The organism is Aeromonas media (assembly GCF_000819985.1).
GTDB lineage: Bacteria > Pseudomonadota > Gammaproteobacteria > Enterobacterales > Aeromonadaceae > Aeromonas > Aeromonas media.
The window spans coordinates 1-18,704 of record NZ_CDBZ01000201.1 but is presented as its reverse complement, the minus strand read 5'-3'; the positions used below and the strand labels follow the sequence as shown (position 1 = coordinate 18,704).

General features: G+C 62.5%; 14 protein-coding genes, 1 tRNA gene and 1 rRNA gene. 4 read left to right on the top strand and 12 right to left on the bottom strand.

The genetic code is table 11. From position 1 onward, the window contains the following. Positions 1-63 precede the first annotated feature (63 nt). Both BN1127_RS17675 and BN1127_RS17670 read right to left on the bottom strand, forming a co-directional pair. Positions 64-1,245 (bottom strand): M28 family metallopeptidase, encoded by a 1,182-nt coding sequence (locus BN1127_RS17675; RefSeq protein ID WP_042650303.1) that lies wholly within the window; start codon positions 1,243-1,245, stop codon positions 64-66. A 412-nt stretch (positions 1,246-1,657) separates the two neighbouring features. Continuing rightward, positions 1,658-2,563, bottom strand: coding sequence for a LysR substrate-binding domain-containing protein (locus BN1127_RS17670; RefSeq protein WP_042650302.1), 906 nt, complete (start codon positions 2,561-2,563; stop codon positions 1,658-1,660). Between the two features lie 119 nt (positions 2,564-2,682). Here BN1127_RS17670 and BN1127_RS17665 point away from each other — a divergent pair, with 119 nt between their 5' ends. The 3 genes from BN1127_RS17665 to BN1127_RS17655 all read left to right on the top strand — a co-directional run bounded on the left by BN1127_RS17665 (position 2,683) and on the right by BN1127_RS17655 (position 5,280). Continuing rightward, the gene (locus BN1127_RS17665; protein WP_042650301.1) at positions 2,683-3,810 is read left to right on the top strand and encodes an S-(hydroxymethyl)glutathione dehydrogenase/class III alcohol dehydrogenase; all 1,128 of its coding nucleotides are present in this window, start codon (positions 2,683-2,685) and stop codon (positions 3,808-3,810) included. Between the two features lie 51 nt (positions 3,811-3,861). After that, on the top strand, positions 3,862-4,710 hold the full coding sequence (gene fghA / locus BN1127_RS17660; protein ID WP_042650300.1) for an S-formylglutathione hydrolase: 849 nt from the start codon (positions 3,862-3,864) through the stop codon (positions 4,708-4,710). Between the two features lie 63 nt (positions 4,711-4,773). Further along, positions 4,774-5,280: a DinB family protein gene (locus BN1127_RS17655; RefSeq protein WP_042650299.1), complete on the top strand. Its 507-nt coding sequence runs from the start codon at positions 4,774-4,776 to the stop codon at positions 5,278-5,280. Positions 5,281-5,352: 72 nt separating this feature from the next. On the opposite strand, the gene BN1127_RS17650 is transcribed toward BN1127_RS17655, so the two are convergent. Beyond that, the gene (locus BN1127_RS17650; RefSeq protein ID WP_042650298.1) at positions 5,353-6,075 is read right to left on the bottom strand and encodes a head GIN domain-containing protein; all 723 of its coding nucleotides are present in this window, start codon (positions 6,073-6,075) and stop codon (positions 5,353-5,355) included. A gap of 308 nt (positions 6,076-6,383) precedes the next feature. Between BN1127_RS17650 and ovoA the strand changes: the two genes are divergently transcribed. Continuing rightward, positions 6,384-8,567, top strand: a complete 2,184-nt coding sequence (gene ovoA, locus BN1127_RS17645; RefSeq protein WP_249366341.1) for a 5-histidylcysteine sulfoxide synthase — start codon at positions 6,384-6,386, stop codon at positions 8,565-8,567. Between the two features lie 57 nt (positions 8,568-8,624). Here ovoA and BN1127_RS17640 read toward each other — a convergent pair whose 3' ends face one another. The 9 genes from BN1127_RS17640 to BN1127_RS17600 form a co-directional block, all read right to left on the bottom strand. Beyond that, the gene (locus BN1127_RS17640; protein ID WP_042650296.1) at positions 8,625-9,596 is read right to left on the bottom strand and encodes a bile acid:sodium symporter family protein; all 972 of its coding nucleotides are present in this window, start codon (positions 9,594-9,596) and stop codon (positions 8,625-8,627) included. 211 nt (positions 9,597-9,807) lie between these two features. Next, a complete protein-coding gene (locus BN1127_RS17635; protein WP_042650295.1) occupies positions 9,808-11,244 on the bottom strand; it encodes an amino acid permease in 1,437 nt (478 codons plus the stop codon). A gap of 165 nt (positions 11,245-11,409) precedes the next feature. After that, positions 11,410-11,748 carry a tRNA-binding protein gene (locus BN1127_RS17630; protein ID WP_041217234.1) on the bottom strand — a complete coding sequence of 113 codons (339 nt, stop codon included), beginning with the start codon at positions 11,746-11,748 and terminating at the stop codon, positions 11,410-11,412. Positions 11,749-11,861: 113 nt separating this feature from the next. Next, positions 11,862-13,307 (bottom strand): amino acid permease, encoded by a 1,446-nt coding sequence (locus BN1127_RS17625; RefSeq protein ID WP_042650294.1) that lies wholly within the window; start codon positions 13,305-13,307, stop codon positions 11,862-11,864. Between the two features lie 103 nt (positions 13,308-13,410). Next, positions 13,411-13,866 carry a beta-galactosidase subunit beta gene (locus tag BN1127_RS17620; RefSeq protein ID WP_042650293.1) on the bottom strand — a complete coding sequence of 152 codons (456 nt, stop codon included), beginning with the start codon at positions 13,864-13,866 and terminating at the stop codon, positions 13,411-13,413. Further along, positions 13,863-16,937: a beta-galactosidase subunit alpha gene (gene ebgA, locus BN1127_RS17615; protein WP_042650292.1), complete on the bottom strand. Its 3,075-nt coding sequence runs from the start codon at positions 16,935-16,937 to the stop codon at positions 13,863-13,865. The genes BN1127_RS17620 and ebgA overlap by 4 nt, the downstream gene beginning before the upstream one ends. Positions 16,938-17,257: 320 nt before the next feature. Then, positions 17,258-18,223, bottom strand: coding sequence for a transcriptional regulator EbgR (ebgR, locus tag BN1127_RS17610; protein ID WP_042650291.1), 966 nt, complete (start codon positions 18,221-18,223; stop codon positions 17,258-17,260). A gap of 155 nt (positions 18,224-18,378) precedes the next feature. Further along, positions 18,379-18,493 (bottom strand): 5S ribosomal RNA (rrf, locus tag BN1127_RS17605). A 22-nt stretch (positions 18,494-18,515) separates the two neighbouring features. Beyond that, positions 18,516-18,591, bottom strand: a tRNA-Thr gene (locus tag BN1127_RS17600). Positions 18,592-18,704 lie beyond the last annotated feature (113 nt).

The window sequence follows — 18,704 nt, the reverse complement described above, 5'->3', positions numbered from 1 at the left end:
TTAAGTGAACAGCATTGCACGAATGTGGGCCTTCTTTTGTGTGCCTCATCGCGCTTTGGCGCCTCAGTTTATCTTGCCCATCTCGATGGCGAAGCTGGTGGCCAGCTGGGCGAACTTGAGGGCGTGGGCAGCCGAGGGATCCGAGTTCTGCAAGGTGTCCTGGGCGGTGTGGATCTTGGGGTTGTAGTCGTTGAAGCGAGACTCGAACGGCATGGCGGCCGGGTAACCCTGATTGTGCCAGGAGGCATGATCCGAGCAGCCATAACCGCAGCTGTCGTAGCCGTAGCGGATCTGGGGCAGATAGACGTCGAGCAGCTGGGCCAGATAGCCGGTCAGCCCCTGGTCGGTGTAGTCGGTCATGAAGACGATCTCTTCCGCCGAGCCCTGGTAGTTGGTCATGTCCAGTTGCAGCGCCGCCAGCACCTTGGTATTGGCCGCCTTGTAGCGGGTGGCGATGTCCTTGGAGCCGCGCAACCCCACCTCTTCCGCCGCATAGCCGATGAACTGCAGGGTGCGCTCCGGCTGACGACCCTGCTCGGCGATGACCCGCAGCACCTCGGTCAGGGTGGCGATGCCGGAGGCATCGTCGTCGGCACCCGGCGCCAGGGTGCGGCTGTTGGGTGCGGAGCCCGCGGTGGAGTCGAGGTGACCGCCGAGCACCACCACTTCGTCCGGGTAGCGGCTGCCCTTGAGGGTCAGCACCACGGATTGCTGCGGATAGCCGCTGTGCTTGACCCGGCTGACGCTGGCCCAGGGCAGGGTCGCGCTCAGGCTCTGCCACTGGCTGGCCACCCAGTCGGCCGACTGCACTCCTGTGGTGGTGGTGTAGTAGCGGTTGCGCCAGCTCGAGAGCTGGCTGATGGTGCCGACTATGTTGCCCTGATCCAGATGGGGCAGCAGCCGGTTGACGCTGGCCCCCTGGGTCAGCGGCGGGGCGCTGAACAGGTTCTGGCTGATGGGCTGGGCCATGCTCTGCAGGGCGTCGGCCAGGGTGCTGTGCACCACGTAGCCGCCGCAGCGCTGGTGCCCTTCGTGCATCAGGTGGGAGAGGGTGCCGAGCTCGCTCGCCTCGACCTGGGCCAGCTGGATAGGGGCACCGCTGGCGCTGAACAGGGGGGCCAGTCTGGCCTTGACCTGCTTGAGTTCGACGCCGCTGTCGGCACCGACCGTGATCCAGACGGGTTCGGCGGCCTGTGCGGCGAGGGGCAGCAGGGGGAGCAAGAGGGCGGTCAACAAGGGTTTCATATCGGATCCTTCCAGATAGAGTGGCGGGCAAATGTGCCAAATGGGTGCCATAAGACGACCGGTCCAGTCTAGCCAAGGAGGCTGACCGACGAATTGGCCCGTCTGGTGCGGCCGTCCCCCCCGTCCGGTGGGGGCCGCTGCAGGATCTGCTGTCTACTGCGCCGGTATCAGGGGAGCGGACGGAGCTTTGTGCTGGCGAGGGGGGTTCCACAGGGCGTGCCCGCCGGACAGGACGATGACAGCCCAGGCTGGGGGGCTGACAAAGGGAGCCAAACTGTGCCATATCGGCGCGGATAGCCGAGGGGGCATCCATGATGACGCCCCTTGCAGCGATGACCTGCTTCAGGACTGGCCTTCCAATACCCAGTGGGGATAGCGCCTTTTTGATGAGGCGCGTGTTGTCATCCGGGCGTCAGCCTATGGGGCGCACCAGCGCCGGCTGGGCGGGATCGCTGAGCCGCTCGGCGAGGTAGTCCACCAGCAGCCGCACCTTGGGGGAGAGGTGGCGATTGTGGGGATAGAGCGCCCAGATCCCCTCCTCTGGCGCCCGCAGCTCCGGCAACAGTTCGATGAGATCCCCCCGGGCCAGGTGGTCGCTCACGTAGTAGTCCGGCAACTGAATGATGCCGATCCCCTTGAGCGCCGCGTCCAGCAGGGCGTGGCCGCTGTTGCACTGCAGCAGACCGCGCACCCGCACGCTGTGGGGACGACCGTCCAGGGTGAAGTGCCACTCGTCGCCGTTGCCCACCAGACAGGTGTGACGGGCCAGCTCCGAGAGGCTGTTGGGCATGCCGTGGCGGGCGGTATAGGCGGGGGAGGCACACACATAGGGCACCCGCTGGGCCAGCTTGCGAGCCACCAGGGTCGAATCCTTGAGGTGGCCGAGACGGATCGCCAGATCGAACCCCTCGTGCACCAGATCCAGCAACTGATTGGTGAGGTTGAGGGTCACCTCCAGCTGGGGGAAGCGCACCATGAAGTCGTTCACCAGGGGGGCGATGCGACTCTCGCCATAGGAGACGGGGGCCGTGATGCGCAGCGACCCTTGCGGCACCGCCTGATGGCGCCCCAGAGCCAGTTCCGCCTCGTAGAGGTTGTCCAGCAACTGACGACAGTGGCGAAAGTAGATCTCGCCGAGCTCGGTGAGCCGCACCTGACGGGTGGTGCGCAGCAGCAGCTTGGCCTGCAACCTGTCTTCCAGCTGCGCCACCTGACGGCTGACTTGCGCCACCGACACCCCCAGCTTGCGCGCCGCCGGGGTAAAGCCCCCCTGCTCCGCCACGCTGACAAATTCACAGACCCCTTCCCAGCCGAACATTATTACCTGTGTGTAAAAGTGATTTGATATTTAGCCTTATTATCACCAAATCGGCGGGAAACTACACTGAATGTCCGAACACATTTCCGTTCACCCACACAACCACGAGGACATCATTCATGGCACAGGTTCAGAGCATCAAGTGTAAAGCCGCCATCGCCTGGGGACCGGGTCAGCCCCTCTCCATCGAGGAGGTCGAGGTCATGCCGCCCCAGGCTGGCGAGGTGCGGGTGCGGATCGTCGCCACCGGCGTCTGCCACACCGATGCCTTCACCCTCTCAGGTGAAGATCCGGAAGGGGTCTTCCCCTGCATCCTGGGCCATGAGGGGGGCGGCATCGTCGAGTCCGTCGGCGAGGGCGTCACCAGCGTCAAGGTGGGGGATCACGTGATCCCGCTCTACACCCCCGAGTGCGGCGAGTGCAAGTTCTGCAAGTCCGGCAAGACCAACCTGTGCCAGAAGATCCGCACCACCCAGGGCAAGGGGCTGATGCCGGACGGCACCACCCGCTTCTCCAAGGATGGCCAGCCCATCTATCACTACATGGGCACCTCCACCTTCAGCGAATACACTGTGCTGCCGGAGATCTCCATCGCCAAGGTGGACCCGGCCGCGCCCCTGGAAGAGGTCTGCCTGCTGGGCTGCGGCGTCACCACCGGCATCGGCGCCGTGATGAACACCGCCAAGGTGAAGGAGGGTGAGAGCGTCGCCATCTTCGGGCTCGGCGGCATAGGCCTCTCCGCCGTCATAGGCGCCCGTCTCGCCAAGGCCGGCCGCATCATCGCCATCGACATCAACGAGAGTAAGTTCGAGCTGGCCCGCAAGCTGGGCGCCACCGACTGCATCAACCCGAACGATTACGACAAGCCCATCCAGGAGGTGATCGTCGAGATGACCGACGGCGGCGTCGACTTCTCCTTCGAGTGCATCGGCAACGTCAAGGTGATGCGCGCGGCGCTCGAATGCTGCCACAAGGGCTGGGGCGAATCCGTCATCATAGGCGTGGCCGGCGCGGGTCAGGAGATCAGCACCCGTCCGTTCCAGCTGGTCACCGGCCGGGTCTGGCGCGGCAGCGCCTTCGGCGGGGTGCGCGGTCGCAGCGAACTGCCGAGCTATGTGCAGCGCTACATGCAGGGTGAGTTCAAGCTGGACGACTTCATCACCCACACCATGGGGCTTGAGCAGATCAACGAGGCGTTCGATCTGATGCACGAAGGCAAGAGCATCCGCACCGTCATCCACTACTGATCCCATGAGAGCCCCGCCCATCGATACATGGGCGGGGCAAGGAGTCCTTACATGAATCTGGACATCATCAGCAGCAACAAGAGCTTCGGTGGCTGGCACAAGCAGTATCGCCACCGCTCCACCGTACTCGACTGCGAGATGCGCTTCGCCATCTATCTGCCGCCCCAGGCCCTCACCGGCCAGAAAGTGCCCGTGCTCTACTGGCTCTCCGGCCTCACCTGCACCGACGAGAACTTCATGCAGAAGGCGGGGGCCCAGCGCATCGCCGCCGAGCTCGGCATCGCCCTGGTGGCGCCGGACACCAGCCCGCGCGGCGAGGGGGTACCGGACGACCCCGGTTACGATCTCGGCATGGGGGCAGGCTTCTATGTCAACGCCACCCAGCACCCCTGGCGGGATCACTACCAGATGTACGATTACGTCACCCGGGAGCTGCCCGAGCTCATCGAGACCCACTTCCCGGTCTCGACGAAGCGCGCCATCAGCGGCCACTCCATGGGAGGCCACGGCGCCCTCATCGCCGCCCTGCGCGAGCCGGGTCGCTACCGCTCGGTGTCGGCCTTCAGCCCCATCAGCCACCCGAGCCGCTGCCCCTGGGGCCAGAAGGCCCTCGGCGCCTACCTCGGCAACAACCCCCTGCTGTGGCAGGAGTGGGATGCCTGCCAACTGCTGCGCCACCACGACAGCCCGCCCCTGCCGACCCTGGTGGACGTGGGGCTGGACGACCCCTTCCTGGCGGAGCAGCTCGGCATCGACACCCTGGCCGAAGTGGCCGCCACCCGGGCGTGGCCCCTGACGCTCAACCGCCATGCCGGCTACGACCACAGCTATTACTTCGTGGCGAGCTTCATCGAGGCGCACCTGCGCTTTCACGCCAACCACCTGGGCGAACCGGCCTGAGGCTGACCCACTCGTGGCCGCCCCGTCAGCGGGCGGCCATTCACCCGGAAACAGGAGACAAGGATGCCTCTCTTCACCACATTGCTGGCCATGCCGGACCAGTTCGAGCGGCTGCTGGCACAGGTCCCCACCGACCACCTGGACTGGGAACCCGCCAACTGGGCCGGGATCCCCTCCGAGCGTTTCAGTGCCAGGGGGCACCTCTGCCACCTGCTGGACATCGAGGTGCTGGGCTATCAGGTGCGGTTTCGTCGCACCCTGGCGGAGAGCCTGCCGGAGCTCGCCTCCCTCGATGGCTATCAGCTGGCGCTGGACCATGATTACCCCCGGCAGGATACCGCCACGCAGCTCGACCGGTTTCGCACCGCCCGCCTGCAGACCGTCGAATGGCTGAAGACGGTGCCGTCCGACGCCTGGCAGCGCCGCGCCCGCTATGGCGGCTATGGGGAGGTGACCCTGGACGGTCTGGTGCGCCTGCTCGTCAGCCATGACCACCAGCACCTCGCCGGCATGCAGTGGCTGCTGATGCGCCTGAACGCCGATCTGGGCCTCGCACTCCCCCTCGAGTGAGGCGTCGCCCCACAGTGTCGCATCCTGCAAAAAAGGCCCCGAGGGGCCTTTTTCATTGTTGCGATGATGGGATCAGCTCCCCAACCGGCTCACCTGACCCGAACCCGCGATCTCGCTGGTCAGCGCTGGGCTGCCCCAGTAGTTGACCGCACCGGCACCAGCGATCTCTATCTTGAGCCGCTCCTGCACCCTGAGTTCCACCTCGCCGCTGCCCGCGATATTGACCTCGGCCTCCTGGCTCAGGAGCCGAGCCCCCAGCACGCCCCCCGAGCCCGCGATGTTCAGCTCCATGGCCCTGACCGAGCCCTCCCCCAGATCCAGGTTGCCCAGACCGGCGATGTTGCCCTCCAACCGGTTCAGCACCAGCCCGCTGGCGACGATGTCACCCGTGCCCGCCACCGACAGCACCAGTTCATTCCCCTTGAAGTCATGCAACTCGCCATTGCCGGTGCCCGCCAGCGCCAGCTCATGGAGCTCGGGCAGGGTGATGGTGATCTCCAGCGGCTCGCTGGGGGCCAGTCGATAACCCTCCTTCACCTCTATCTCCAGCTTGTCGTCTTTCTCGCTCAGCTCCAGGTAGGGCAACAGGTTCTCCTGCCCCCGGATATGGATGCCGCGCGCCTCCCCCGCCACCAGCTGGATGTTGGCAGGCACTCCGGCCAGTACCCGGGTCACCTCCCGGCCCAGGGGGTGCTGCTGCTCCACCAGGGCCCCGGCCCCGCTCACCTTGACGTCGTCCTGCCAGCTGCAACCACCCAGCCCCAGGGCCAGCACGGCTCCCATCATCCATTTCATCGCCACTCTCCTCGTTGTGTGTTGGCAAACGCGACCCCTTGGTCCGCGCAGCCTGGTGAAGGGGCAATTGCAAACCACATGCCATAGAACCAAGACTATGATTTTCAACCGAAAATCATATTTCATGTTCACTACACCCTTCATCTTTGAGAGCCATTCAGACCATATGTTGGTCAAACTCACCATGCCCGAACGGGGGGATCCTGCCTGCTGACAGGGTTGCCCACAGCCGGGAGAGGAAGTTTTTGGTTGCCGCCCCGGTCTGTTGAGCCAATAGTGATACCTTGTGCGTATAGAGCTCTCCACCGATGCATTTGTCACTGCCTACAAGGAGTCAGAGCGTGACCCAAGTCAGCCACCCATTCGCCAGCCCAGGCGGCCTGCCAGCCCCGACCCGTACCCTGCGGCTCGACGGCGACGATCCCGAGCACAAACGTCACGAGCTGCTCGACTACTTCTGTCAGACCTTCGATCTCTACGACAGCCTGTTTGACTGCCTGGCCGATGAGCGGGCCTGGTTCAACAAGGCGATCCCCCTGCGCCACCCCCTCATCTTCTACTACGGCCACACCGCCGCCTTCTTCGTCAACAAGCTGCTGGCGGCGCGCCTCATCGACAGCCGTCTCGATCCCCGCATCGAGGCCATGGTCGCCATCGGCGTGGACGAGATGAGTTGGGACGATCTCGACGAGACCCACTACGACTGGCCCAAGGTCACCGAATTGCGCAGTTATCGGGCCAAAGTCCGCACGCTGGTTTGCGACTTCATCCGGCGGATGCCGCTCACCCTGCCCATCGACTGGCAGAGCCCGGCCTGGGTCATCCTGATGGGCATAGAGCATGAGCGCATCCACCTGGAGACCTCCAGCGTGCTGATCCGCCAGTTGCCGCTGCCCTGGGTGCAGCCACAACCTTATTGGCCCGCCTGTACCGAGGCACGCCATCGGCGTGACGAGGTACCCACCAACGGCTTGCTGCCGGTGGCGGGGGGCAGGGTACGGCTCGGCAAACAGGATGCCACCTACGGCTGGGACAACGAATATGGCGAGCGCCACATCGAGCTGGCCCCCTTCCAGGCTAGCCGCATGCTGGTAAGCAACGCCGAGTACTTCGAATTCGTGCAGGCGGGTGGCTACCAGACACGGGCCTGGTGGGACGACGAGGGCTGGGGCTGGTGCCAGTATGCCAGGGCGCGCATGCCCAGCTTCTGGGTCGGCGACCTCCTCGAACCCGAGCAACTGCAACTGCGGCTGATGACCGAGCAGGTTGCCCTGCCCTGGGACTGGCCGGTGGAGGTGAACCAGCTGGAAGCTGCCGCCTTCTGCCGCTGGAAAGCGGCCCAGACCGGGCTGCCCATCCAGCTGCCGAGCGAGGGAGAGTGGGCGCTGCTGCGCGAGCAGGTGCCCGGGGATCAACCGGACTGGCTGGAGGCCCCCGGCAATATCAACCTGGCCCGCTTCGCCTCTTCCTGTCCTGTGGATACCTTTCCGCAGGGCAGCTTCTTCGATCTGGTGGGCAACGTCTGGCAGTGGACCAGCACCGCCATCGACGGCTTCGAGGGGTTCGAGGTGCATCCGCTCTACGACGACTTCTCCACCCCCACCTTCGATGGCAAGCACACCCTCATCAAGGGCGGCAGCTGGATCAGCACAGGCAACGAGGCGCTCAAGTCCTCCCGCTACGCCTTCCGCCGCCACTTCTTCCAGCATGCGGGCTTCCGCTACCTGGTCTCACGCCATCAGGAACCCGTTATCGTGAATCCTTATGAAACCGACGCGCTCGTGGCGCAATACCTCGACTTCCAGTACGGCCCGACCCACTTCGGGGTAGCCAACTACGCCAGCACCCTGGCCAGCCTCGCCAGCGAGCTGTGCAGCAACCACCAGCGCGCGCTGGACATCGGCTGCGCCACCGGCCGCGCCAGCTTCGAGCTGGCCCGCCACTTCCAGCACGTGGACGGAGTGGACTACTCGGCCCGTTTCATCGACGTGGCGCTCGCGCTGGCGAGCCAGGATAGCTTCCGCTACGCCCTGCCCCTGGAGGGGGAGCTGGTGGAGTATTGCGAGGCACGCCTCTCCCGCCATGATCTCGGCCGCGAGCAGGCCGAGCGGGTCCACTTCAGCCAGGGGGATGCCTGCAACCTAAAGCCCAGGTACGAACACTACGATCTGGTGCTCGCCTCCAACCTCATCGACCGGCTGCGGGAGCCCGCCCGCTTCCTGCGCGACATTGCTCCCAGACTGCGCAGCGGCGGCCTGCTGGTACTCACCAGCCCCTACACCTGGCTGACCGACTACACCCCCAAGGCGAACTGGCTCGGCGGCATCCGGGAGAACGGCGAGGCCCTCTCCACCCATCAGGCGCTGCAACGGCTGCTGGCAGCGGAGTTCGAGGAGCTGTGCCCGCCGAGAGACGTCCCCTTCGTCATCCGCGAGACAGCCCGCAAGCACCAGCACACGGTGGCCCAGCTCACCGTCTGGCGTAAACGCTGACTACGCTGCAAACGAAAGAGGGAGGCCCATGGCCTCCCTCTCTTTTATCCGGGCGCCTTACCCCTCCTGGACCTGGGGCAGGGCCTCCTGCTCGCGGTAGCGGCGGGCCAGCACGGCGCAGACCATCAGCTGGATCTGGTGGAAGATCATCAGCGGCAGCACCATGACCCCGACGCTGGCGGCGGGGAACATGACGTTGGCCATGGGCACACCATTGGCGAGGCTCTTCTTCGAGCCGCAGAAGACGATGGTGATCTCGTCCGCCTTGTTGAAACCGAGGCGGCGGCTGATCCAGACGTTCCAGCAGAGCACCAGGGCCAGCAATACGCAGCTCAGCAGCACTATGCTGGCCAAGTCATACCAACCTACTTGATGCCAGATCCCCTGCACCACGGCCTCGCTGAAGGCCACATAGACCACCAGCAGGATGGAGCTTTGATCCAGCTTGCTGATCAGCGGCCGATGGCTGTCGACCCAGCGGCCGATGAGGGGCCGCGACAGATGGCCCACCACGAAGGGCAGCATCAGCTGCACCATGATGGCCTGGATGGAGTGCCAGGTGTCGACCCCCTCCCCCTGCACCTGGATCATCAAGCCCACCAGCACAGGTGAGAGGAAGATGCCGAGGATGCTGGAGGCCGAGGCGCTGCACACCGCCGCCGACACATTGCCCCCCGCCATGGAGGTGAAGGCAATGGCCGACTGCACGGTGGCGGGCAGGGCGCACAGATACAAGAAACCGAGGTAGATGGCCGGACTCAGCCACTGGGGCACCAGCGGCGTGAGCAAGAGCCCGAGCAGCGGGAACAGCAGGAAGGTGCTCGCCATCACCACCAGATGCAGCCGCCAGTGACCGAGCCCTGCCAGCAGGTTCTGGCGCGACAGCTTGGCGCCATGCATGAAGAACAGCAGCGCCACCGCCAGCTTGGTCAGCAGCGCGAACCAGACGGCCACCTGGCCCTCGCAGGGGAAGAAGGAGGCCAGGGCCACCACCACAATCAGTACAGAGGTAAAGGGATCCAGACGCACGAGCGGTCTCCGGTGAAAGCAGATCCCGTCCCCTCGCGGGGCCGGTGATCGGGGACGACAGGAAACACAACAGGAGCTGTGGCACAGCTCCTGTTGAAACGAATCCCCAGCTTACCCCGATAAACGGGAGGCGCAAAGTTGAGCGACTCCCCTTTATCTGCCGGAAATTAAGCAAGCCCGGCTGGCCACCGGATCCGGCCAGCCTTGTGCTTCAACTCTGCTTGGCCAGCTCGCCGCCAGCTCCGCCGGTTGCCTGCTTGCGGGCCTGACGCTTCTCGAAGCGGGAGATCCACCAGTAGGCCAGCGCCGAGAAGACCGCGGTCATGAAGACGTTGATGAAGAAGGCGCGCACCAGATCCACCCCGGCCGGGAAGGCGGAGGCGCTCATGCTCACCACGAAAATGGCGATCAGCACCGAGACCACCGCCATGCCGAAGGTACGCGATCCCATGCGGAACTCGCGGGGGGTGTCGTCATGTTTCCAGCGGAACACGAAGTAAGCCACCATGATGAAGATCGGCGGCAGCATGGCGGTACCGGCGGTGAGGTTGATCGCGGTGTTCATCATCTGCTGCACCGACTCGGAGCCAAAACCGTTGACCACCAGCATCACGAACACGAAGGCAAACTGCCACCAGGCGGCGCGCACCGGCACCCCGTGCTCGTTGAGCCGGGTGGTCTTGTCGCCGTAGACGCCCAGGGGGATCTCGGAGAAGTGGATCTTCACCGGCGCCGAGGTCCACATCATCATGGAGCCGAACATGGCGATGAACAGCACCACCCCGACCGCACGGCCCACCAGCGTCTCGGAGAGTCCGAAGTACTGGGCCATGCCGGTGAAGATCTCCACCATGCCGCCGGCATAGGTGAGGCTCTCTCGCGGCACGAACACGTTCACCAGCAGGGAACCCAGCGCATACATGGCTCCTATGACCACACCGGCGATGATGATCACCTTGATGAAGGACTTCTGGCCGCCCTTCACGTCGTTGAGATAGGCCGCCGCCGTCTCGGCACCGCCCGCCGCCTGAAAGATCCAACACATGATGCCGAGCGTCGCCCAGTTGACGGTGGGGGTCATGGCCTCCAGCGTGATGGGCTGGGCCGCCACATGGTCACCACCGAGCGCCATCAGGGCACCCAGCACATAGATGGCGAACAGGGCGAAGACGCCGTAGGCCACCAGTTCGGCAATCTTGCCAAGCCAGCTCGCCCCCTTGGTGGAGATATGGGTCGCCGCCGCAAACAGCACGATGGAAATGATCGAGGTGACGGTCGGCGAGAAGCTGTACTCATAGCCCAGCATGGCGTAGGAGGCGTAGGCAATGACGTTCGGCAGCAGGGAGACGAACCAGAACAGGTTCACAAACCAGTAGAGGAAAGAGCCCAGATAGGCCATCCGGGTGCCGAGCGGCTTTTTCAGCCAGTCGTACATCCCCGACTCGGAATCTTTGTTGGCCGAGACGAACTCGGCAATGATGAAAACGAATGGCACAAAGTAGACGAGCGTAGCCAGCAGGAAGATGGGGGCGGAGCTGAGCCCCAGCTCGATGTTGTTATTGACGATGTTGCGCACGTTGAACACGGCGGCAAAGGTCATCGACAACAGGGCAAACTTGCCTATGGTGCCGCGTACGGATTCAGACATATGTCCTCCAATGGACTCGCGCTCCCTGCGGGTAACGCTGTGACTCTGTGATGTGTTCGGCAAGGGTCTGTCGGCCCCGCGCTTTACTCTCTTGTTATGATCGGGCCGCTTGGACGGCCTCGTTGCTGAACCGGTGCAGTCTCCCGCACCGGCTCGCAATCTCAGTCAGACGATGGGGGTGCCCGGCGCCATCGGCACCCGGGGTTGCAGCAGCACGCTCTGGCTCTCATCCGGGGTCTCGGCGCAGAGCAACATGCACTCGGATCGCTCGCCGCGCATCTTGGTCGGCTTGAGGTTGGTCAGCACCACCACCTCGCTGCCCATCAGCTCATCTTCGCTGTAGTAGGGCACCAGACTGGTGACGGTCTGCAGTGGCCGCTCACCGCCTACGTCGATCTGAACGATGTAGAGTTTGTCGGCCCCGGGGTGGCGCACCACCTCCAGCACCTTGCCCACCTTCATCTCGACCCGTTTGAATTCGGCAAACTCGATCGTCTCGCTCATTCCTTTCTCCTTGTGTTCGGTTCTTGTGCTCAATGGTGCAACGGGTAACGGGTGGCCGCAGCCACCCGGTTGATCTCTCCTGGCCACGGGGGCCGGTTTGGTCAGGGTTATCGTCAGGATGCCCGGACGGAAATCTGGCTGGTCGGCTGGGCCTCTTTCACCCGCGCCTCAGCACTCAGGGAGGCTTCGTAGCGGTTGTATTTCCACCAGGCAAAGCCGAGGAAAATCACGATCCCGCCGACGTTGTAGAAGACGATGGTCATGATGTCGGCGCCGGTCGGGAAGGTGGAGGCGAGGAAGCCCACCGAGAAGATGGCGATCAGCACCGAGACCACAGCGATGCCGGTGGTACGTGAGCCCATCTTGAAATCCCGTGGCAGGTGGTCGAGCTTCAGGCGCAGATTGAGGTAGGCCAGCATGATGAACAGCGGCGGCAGCATGGAGGCGGCAGCGGTCATGTTGATGACGGTGTTCATCAGATCCTGCGCGGTGTTGGAACCCAGCGTCGGGATCACCATCAGCGGCAGCACGATGAGGTACTGGATCCAGGCTGCACGGGCAGGCACGCCGTTCTCGTTCAGCTCGACCGTCTTCTTACCGAAGATGCCGGCCGGGATCTCGGAGAAGAAGATCTTCACCGGGGTGGCCGTCCACATCAGCAGGGAGCCGAACATGGCGGTGAAGGAGACCAGACCCACGAAGCGGTTCATCAGCACGGTGGGCAGACCGAAGTAGGCCGCCAGTCCCTCGAACACCTGCACCGAGCCACCGGTAAATTTCAGGGTGTCGCTATGGACAAAGACGTTGATCAGCAGAGAGGCGATGGAGTAGAGCACACCAATGAAGAGCCCGGCGACGATGATCACCTTGACGAAGGATTTGGAGCCGCCTTTCACGTCATTGACGTAGACCGCCACCGACTCGGCGCCACCGGCCGCCATAAAGATCCAGGTGGTGATGCCGAGGAAGGCCCAGCTGAAATCGGGGACCATGGCTTCGACCGTGATGGGGTCAGCCGGTTGTACACCACCGACTAACGCCACACCTGCCAGCAGAATGTAGGAGAGGGTCAGCAGCAGCATCAGAGACGAAGTCACCGAGGTGATGGGGCCAAGCAGCTTGGCGCCATTGGTGGAGACATAGGTGGCAAAGGCAAACAGCACCATGCTTAAGAAAGTGGTCGCCAGCGGGGTGAAAATGTATTCGTAGCCGAGGAAGGCATAGGAGGCGTAGGCGATAACCCGCGGCAGCAAGGAAGTGAAGAAGAACAGGTTCACGAACCAGTAGGTGTAGGCGGAGATAAAGGCCCAGCGACCACCAAGGGAGCTCTTCACCCAGGCATAGACGCCCGCTTCGGAGTTCTTGTTCAGTGACACAAACTCCGCAATGATCAGGCAGAACGGAATGAAGTAAAAAATGGTGGCCAGAAAGAACATCGGGGCCGAGGCCAGACCGATTTCGATGTTGTTGTTGATGACGTTGTTGAAGCTGAATACCGCCGCGAAGGTGAGCGACAGCAGACCAAACTTGCCTATCGTATTCCGTTTGGAATCAGACATGGTGCATCTCCAGACCTGTAGTTATTGCCGCGAAAGGGCGGGGCATGAGTTGTAGGGTGAGCCCCGCCCTTCCGGCTTTTATCAGTGCAAAAACAGCGGCTTGTTATTTGTTTTTGAAGTAGCCGCCTTCGACGGTGACCTTGATGATCAGCTTGCGCACCGGCGCATCGCCGACGAAGCGGTATGCCTCGTCGTTCTCGAAGATCACCACCTGACCGTTGCCGACTTTCTGGCGCTCACGCACCTCACCGGCCAGCCACTCGCGGTCGGTGGTGTCGTCATAGGGCTGCTCGACACACAGCTCGCGCTTGGTTGCCCACTCCACCGTCTCTGTCCCTTCCAGGTAGTAGTGGACGTCGAAGTAGCGGCGTTGCCCCTCGAACAGTGAGGTGGCCGGGCTGGCCCCCTCCTGCAAGCGGTAGGTGAGGGAGTCACCGATGGAGTGGCAGATGCCGGGCTTGAGGTTTGCCAGGTTGTTGATGGCCTCCACACAGCGGCCCCACTTCTTGCCCTCCCGGTAGATGTTTTTGAACAGGGTCAGGTTGTCCAGGGTGATCATGCGAGGTTCCTCCCGCCGTTGATGGTGAGATCGAGTCCGGCCAGCGCAGCCGGATTGAGGTTGCCACGGGCGATGGGCAGCAGGGTCAGACCGAAGCTGAACGGCTCGAAGCGCACCCGCCAGGAGTCCAGTACCTCGGAGCCCCAGGAGTTGGAGCCGAGCCCCAGCACCTTGTGATCCAGATTGAGGGTGAGATAACCGCAGGGCTCCAGCTCGTTGATATGCTGCGCCGCGTGGATATGCTCCCAGCTGTAGGGCCAGACGCTCAGGTTAATGGGGGCATCGGGTCGCACGTAGAGACCGGCGCCGTGACGGTTGGTCAGGGTCGCCCAGCGCACCTGCTGGCGGTTGCCGTTGTCCTGCGGGAAGGGGTAGTGCTCCCACATCTCGCCTACTGTGCTCTGGAAGCTGTCGATCCAGTTGCTCTGGCGGCTGTCCTGATAGTTCTCACCCGGCCCCATGCCGTAGTAGTGCACCCGATCGAGATCCTGACGAATACCCAGCTCGAAGCCGATCTTGGGAATGATGTCGTCATAGCCGCCGTAGGGCTGACCGGACAGTGCCACATGCAGCTGGCCGTTCGGGCTCAGGGTGTAGACGTAGCGGCAGCGCATGCCGAAGTCGAACACCGGCGGCGCGATCAGGCTCTCTACCGTCACCTCGACCGCCTCGCCCAGCTGACACCAGCTCAGAGTGCGGAAGTGCTCCTGCATGATCTGCAGGTGATTCGGGTGCCACAGGCTCTCGTACTCCTGCTTGTGGTTGTCGATCATCGGCTTGAAGAAGGTGAGGCGCGGCGCGCGCTCGATGAGCTCATTGCCATCCTGCTGCCAGCTCACCAGCTTGCCGTCGAGGCGCGAGAAGCGCAGGGCAAAGCCGCTGCCGCTCAAGGTCAGCGCAAGCCGCTCGTCGGCAATCTGCAATGCGGTGGCGTTGGGATTGGCAAAGGGCTGCAGCTGACGAGTCGATGCCTTCAGCTGGAGCTGATACTGACCCAGCTCATGCTCCGCCGCGCTGTAGCGGGTGGCACTGGCCTTGATGACCCGCAGCTGGACGAAGGTTTCCCGCCCATCGAGCGCGGGCAGCTCGAGTTGCAACTCGGTGGTGGCACCGGGAGCAACCCCTTCCAGCCGGATTTGCTGGCTGGCCAGCAGTTCGCCCTCGGCCTTCACTTCGACCAGCAGACGGATGTCGTCGAGATTGGAGAACCAGTAGCGGTTTTCCACCGCCAGCTTGCCACTCGCCAGATCCAGCGCCCGCACCTTGACCGGGCAGATCACCTGCTTGTATTCGCGCAGGCCCGGCCCCGGGGTCTGATCCGGATAGATGAGGCCATCCATGCAGAAGTTGTAGTTGTTGGGGTAGTCGCCGTAGTCGCCGCCGTACTTGTAGACGGGGCGCCCCTGCTCATCCTGATCCAGAATGCCGTGATCGCACCACTCCCAGATGTAGTGGCCCTGAATGTGAGGATGACGGTCGAACACCTGCTGGTATTCACTGAGGCCACCCGGGCCATTACCCATGGCGTGGGCGTACTCGCAGATAATGCGCGGCTTCTCCATCGGGAACTCGCCGAAGCAGTTCATCTGGGAGACGCGCGAATACATGGTGCTCACCACATCCACCACCTCGGCATCGCGATCCTCTTCGTAGTGCACCAGCCGGGTCGGGTCGATCCCCTTGCAGCGCTGGTACATGGCTCTGATGTTGCAGCCGTAGCCGGACTCGTTACCCAGCGACCAGATGATGATGGAGGGGTGGTTCTTCTGGGCGTGCACGTGGCGCTCGATGCGATCCACGAACACCGGCTCCCAGAAGGGGTCGTCGGTGATGCGGCTGAGATCGCCGACGTTGGCAAAGCCGTGGGTCTCCACGTCGGTCTCCGCCATCACGAACAGGCCGTACTGGTCGCACAGCTCGTAGAAGCGCGGATCGTTCGGGTAGTGGGCGGTGCGCACCGAGTTGAGGTTGTGCTGTTTCATCAGCACGATGTCGCGCTCCACCCGATCCATGCCGACCGCGCGGCTCTTGAGGTGGTCGTTGTCGTGGCGGTTCACCCCGTGCAGCTTGAGGTAGTGGCCGTTGACGTAGAAGAGGCCATCCTTGACCTTGATTTCACGCACCCCGACCCGCTGCGGGATCACTTCCAGCAGCTCGCCCTGACCGTTGTAGAGGGAGAGTTGCAGCTGGTAGAGGTAAGGGTCTTCGGCGCTCCACAGATGGGGATTGGCCAGATCCAGCGTGAAGCGACAATCACACTTGCCGTCAATGGCGAGATGGTCGAGCGAGCCGCTGGCGATCTCGCGGCCCTGATCCAGCAGCGACCAGACCAGACGGTGATCCCGAGCAGCCGCCCCCAGGTTCTCGAGCTGGATATCGCAGCTCAGGGTGGCGCTTTGATTGTCCTCGGCCAGCGCGGTGCGGATGAGGAAATCCTGCACATGGGCGGCCGGTTTGCCCACCAGATAGACGTCACGGAAAATCCCCGCCATCCACCACATGTCCTGATCTTCGATATAGGTGGAATCGGCCCACTGCATCACCCGCACCGACAGCAGGTTCTCGCCAACCTTGGCGTAGGCACTGATATCGAACTCAGCGGTGAGGCGACTGCCTTTGCTGAAGCCGACATAGTGGCCGTTCACATAGACCTCGAAGTAGGTCTCCACCCCGTCAAACTTGATGATCACCTGCTCGCCATCCCAGACCGGGCTCAGCGTGAAGCTGCGCTGATAGGCGCCGGTTGGGTTGCTGGTCGGTACGAAGGGCACGTCGATGGGGAAGGGAAAACCTTCGTCGGTGTACTGCAGATTGCCATGTCCTTCCATCTGCCACATGTTGGGCACGGTGATCTGGCCCCAGTCGCTCATGGTGCTGTGATAGAAGGCTTCCGGCACCTGCAGGGGGTGGTCGAAGTAGTGGAACTGCCACTGACCGCTAAGGCCCAGAAAACGGCGGCTCAGCTCGCGCTGCATGGTGGCCGCCAGCGCGTGGTCGGCATAAGAGAAGAAGTAGGCACGCGGAGCCAGCCTGTTTTCACCAACGAATTGGACGTTTTCCCAGTTATTCACATGTCCTCCCGGAACAAGGCAACGTTAACTGGGTAAACTTTAGATAAACATTTACTAAATATCAGTTTTGGATCGATAAAGTTTTAACCTGATCACAATGGCTGGATGGTTTTGTGAGCGAGATCAGAATCGGAGGATAAAAGGGGATAAAGCAGGTAGTGATGGCATGGATGTTGATAAATGCAGCCAAAAAATGGCTAAAACCACTGTAAAACAATGCATTATGCATTTATCAGGAGAAATAAGGGAGAGAATGATGAAGGGATAAGGCCGCGCCACCGCAAGATGGCGCGACTAAAACAGGCTTTATTTTACTAAAATCAACGAGTGGTGCCACGCAGAGTCAGGCGACTCGGCACCAGTACCCGAAGGGGAATATCACGCTCGTCACGCAGCCGTTCGACCAGCAGATTGACCCCCTGGGAGCCCATCAACTCGGAGTGGATCCGCACAGTGGAGAGCGGCGGGAAGGTGAACTTGGCGGTCGGAATATCGTTGACGCTGATCAGCTCAATCTGCTGGGGAATCGCCAGCCCCCTCTCGTGGATGGCCCGCAGCACCCCAATGGCGATGGAGTCGGAGGCGACGAACAGCGCCTTGGGCCAGTCCCCTGCCAGCATCTCTTTGGCCAGCCGGTAGCCGGAGGCGCTGGAGAAATCCCCGCGATAGAGATCGCTCTCCTGCACCACCCCCAACCGCTGACCGTAGTCGAGGAAGGCCAGTTCACGGAGATCCGGCGCCTCATCCTGACCCCCTATATAGCCGATGCGGCCATGCCCCTGGGCGATGAAGAAGTCCACCACCTGCTGGCTGATGAGCGCCAGATCCACATCCACGGAATCAAATTCCCCCTGGGAGCGGCAATCCACGAACACCAGCTGGGCAGAGAGAGAGTGGAGCGCTGCCAGGCGCTCCTCGGGCAGGTGGCCGATGACCAGGATGCCGTCGACGGCGGAGAGCTCACGCCCCTCGGCACCGTTGTAGAAATGGGTCAGCTCTATGTTGAAGCGGGCGCACTGGGTCTCGATGCCGTAGCGAATGGCGAGATAGTAGGGGTCATTGACCTCTGTGCTCTGGGGGTAGGCATAGACCGCCAGAAAGTGCAGCTTGCTCTTGTGCACCCCCTTGCGGGCGCTACTGGTCTTGTACTCCAGCCGCTCGGCAATCTCGAAGATCTTCTGCCTGGTTTCTTCCTTGACGCTCAGCGTCGGATCTTCATTGAGCACCCGCGACACAGTGGCCTGGGACACCCCCGCCTCCTGTGCAATTTCCTTCAACGTGGCCATGCATACTCCTCTGGCGATGACTCCCGACAATACCTGACCAAGAGTAACGGGCAAGCCGCTGACAGCCCAGCATTTTTACTAAAAGAAGCCGGACTGCATCGAAAAAATCCCAAAGCAAAAAGGCCTCCCGAATGGGAGGCCTCTTCTAAATAGGTGCCTGACAGTGTCCTACTCTCGCATGGCGAATGCCACACTACCATCGGCGCTACCGCGTTTCACTTCTGAGTTCGGCATGGGATCAGGTGGTTCCACGGCGCTATTGCCGTCAGGCAAAAGCTGTATTACTTAATAATGGTGCTGATACCCAGAGTCGAACTGGGGACCTCATCCTTACCAAGGATGCGCTCTACCAACTGAGCCATATCAGCACACTAACCGGTAAAGACCGCACTGTGTGCGCTATCTAAATCTTCTGTCCAACACAACCTGACGTTGTATCGCGACCAACTACATCGCTGTAGTTGCTTAATTGAAGCCTGGC

Bases quoted from the DNA above. Each gene is read 5' to 3' on its own strand.
- BN1127_RS17675 (WP_042650303.1), bottom strand. From the start codon at position 1,245: ATGAAACCCTTGTTGACCGCCCTCTTGCTCCCCCTGCTGCCCCTCGCC.
- BN1127_RS17670 (WP_042650302.1), bottom strand. From the start codon at position 2,563: ATGTTCGGCTGGGAAGGGGTCTGTGAATTTGTCAGCGTGGCGGAGCAG.
- BN1127_RS17665 (WP_042650301.1), top strand. From the start codon at position 2,683: ATGGCACAGGTTCAGAGCATCAAGTGTAAAGCCGCCATCGCCTGGGGA.
- fghA (WP_042650300.1), top strand. From the start codon at position 3,862: ATGAATCTGGACATCATCAGCAGCAACAAGAGCTTCGGTGGCTGGCAC.
- BN1127_RS17655 (WP_042650299.1), top strand. From the start codon at position 4,774: ATGCCTCTCTTCACCACATTGCTGGCCATGCCGGACCAGTTCGAGCGG.
- BN1127_RS17650 (WP_042650298.1), bottom strand. From the start codon at position 6,075: ATGAAATGGATGATGGGAGCCGTGCTGGCCCTGGGGCTGGGTGGTTGC.
- ovoA (WP_249366341.1), top strand. From the start codon at position 6,384: ATGCATTTGTCACTGCCTACAAGGAGTCAGAGCGTGACCCAAGTCAGC.
- BN1127_RS17635 (WP_042650295.1), bottom strand. From the start codon at position 11,244: ATGTCTGAATCCGTACGCGGCACCATAGGCAAGTTTGCCCTGTTGTCG.
- BN1127_RS17630 (WP_041217234.1), bottom strand. From the start codon at position 11,748: ATGAGCGAGACGATCGAGTTTGCCGAATTCAAACGGGTCGAGATGAAG.
- BN1127_RS17625 (WP_042650294.1), bottom strand. From the start codon at position 13,307: ATGTCTGATTCCAAACGGAATACGATAGGCAAGTTTGGTCTGCTGTCG.
- BN1127_RS17620 (WP_042650293.1), bottom strand. From the start codon at position 13,866: ATGATCACCCTGGACAACCTGACCCTGTTCAAAAACATCTACCGGGAG.
- ebgR (WP_042650291.1), bottom strand. From the start codon at position 18,223: ATGGCCACGTTGAAGGAAATTGCACAGGAGGCGGGGGTGTCCCAGGCC.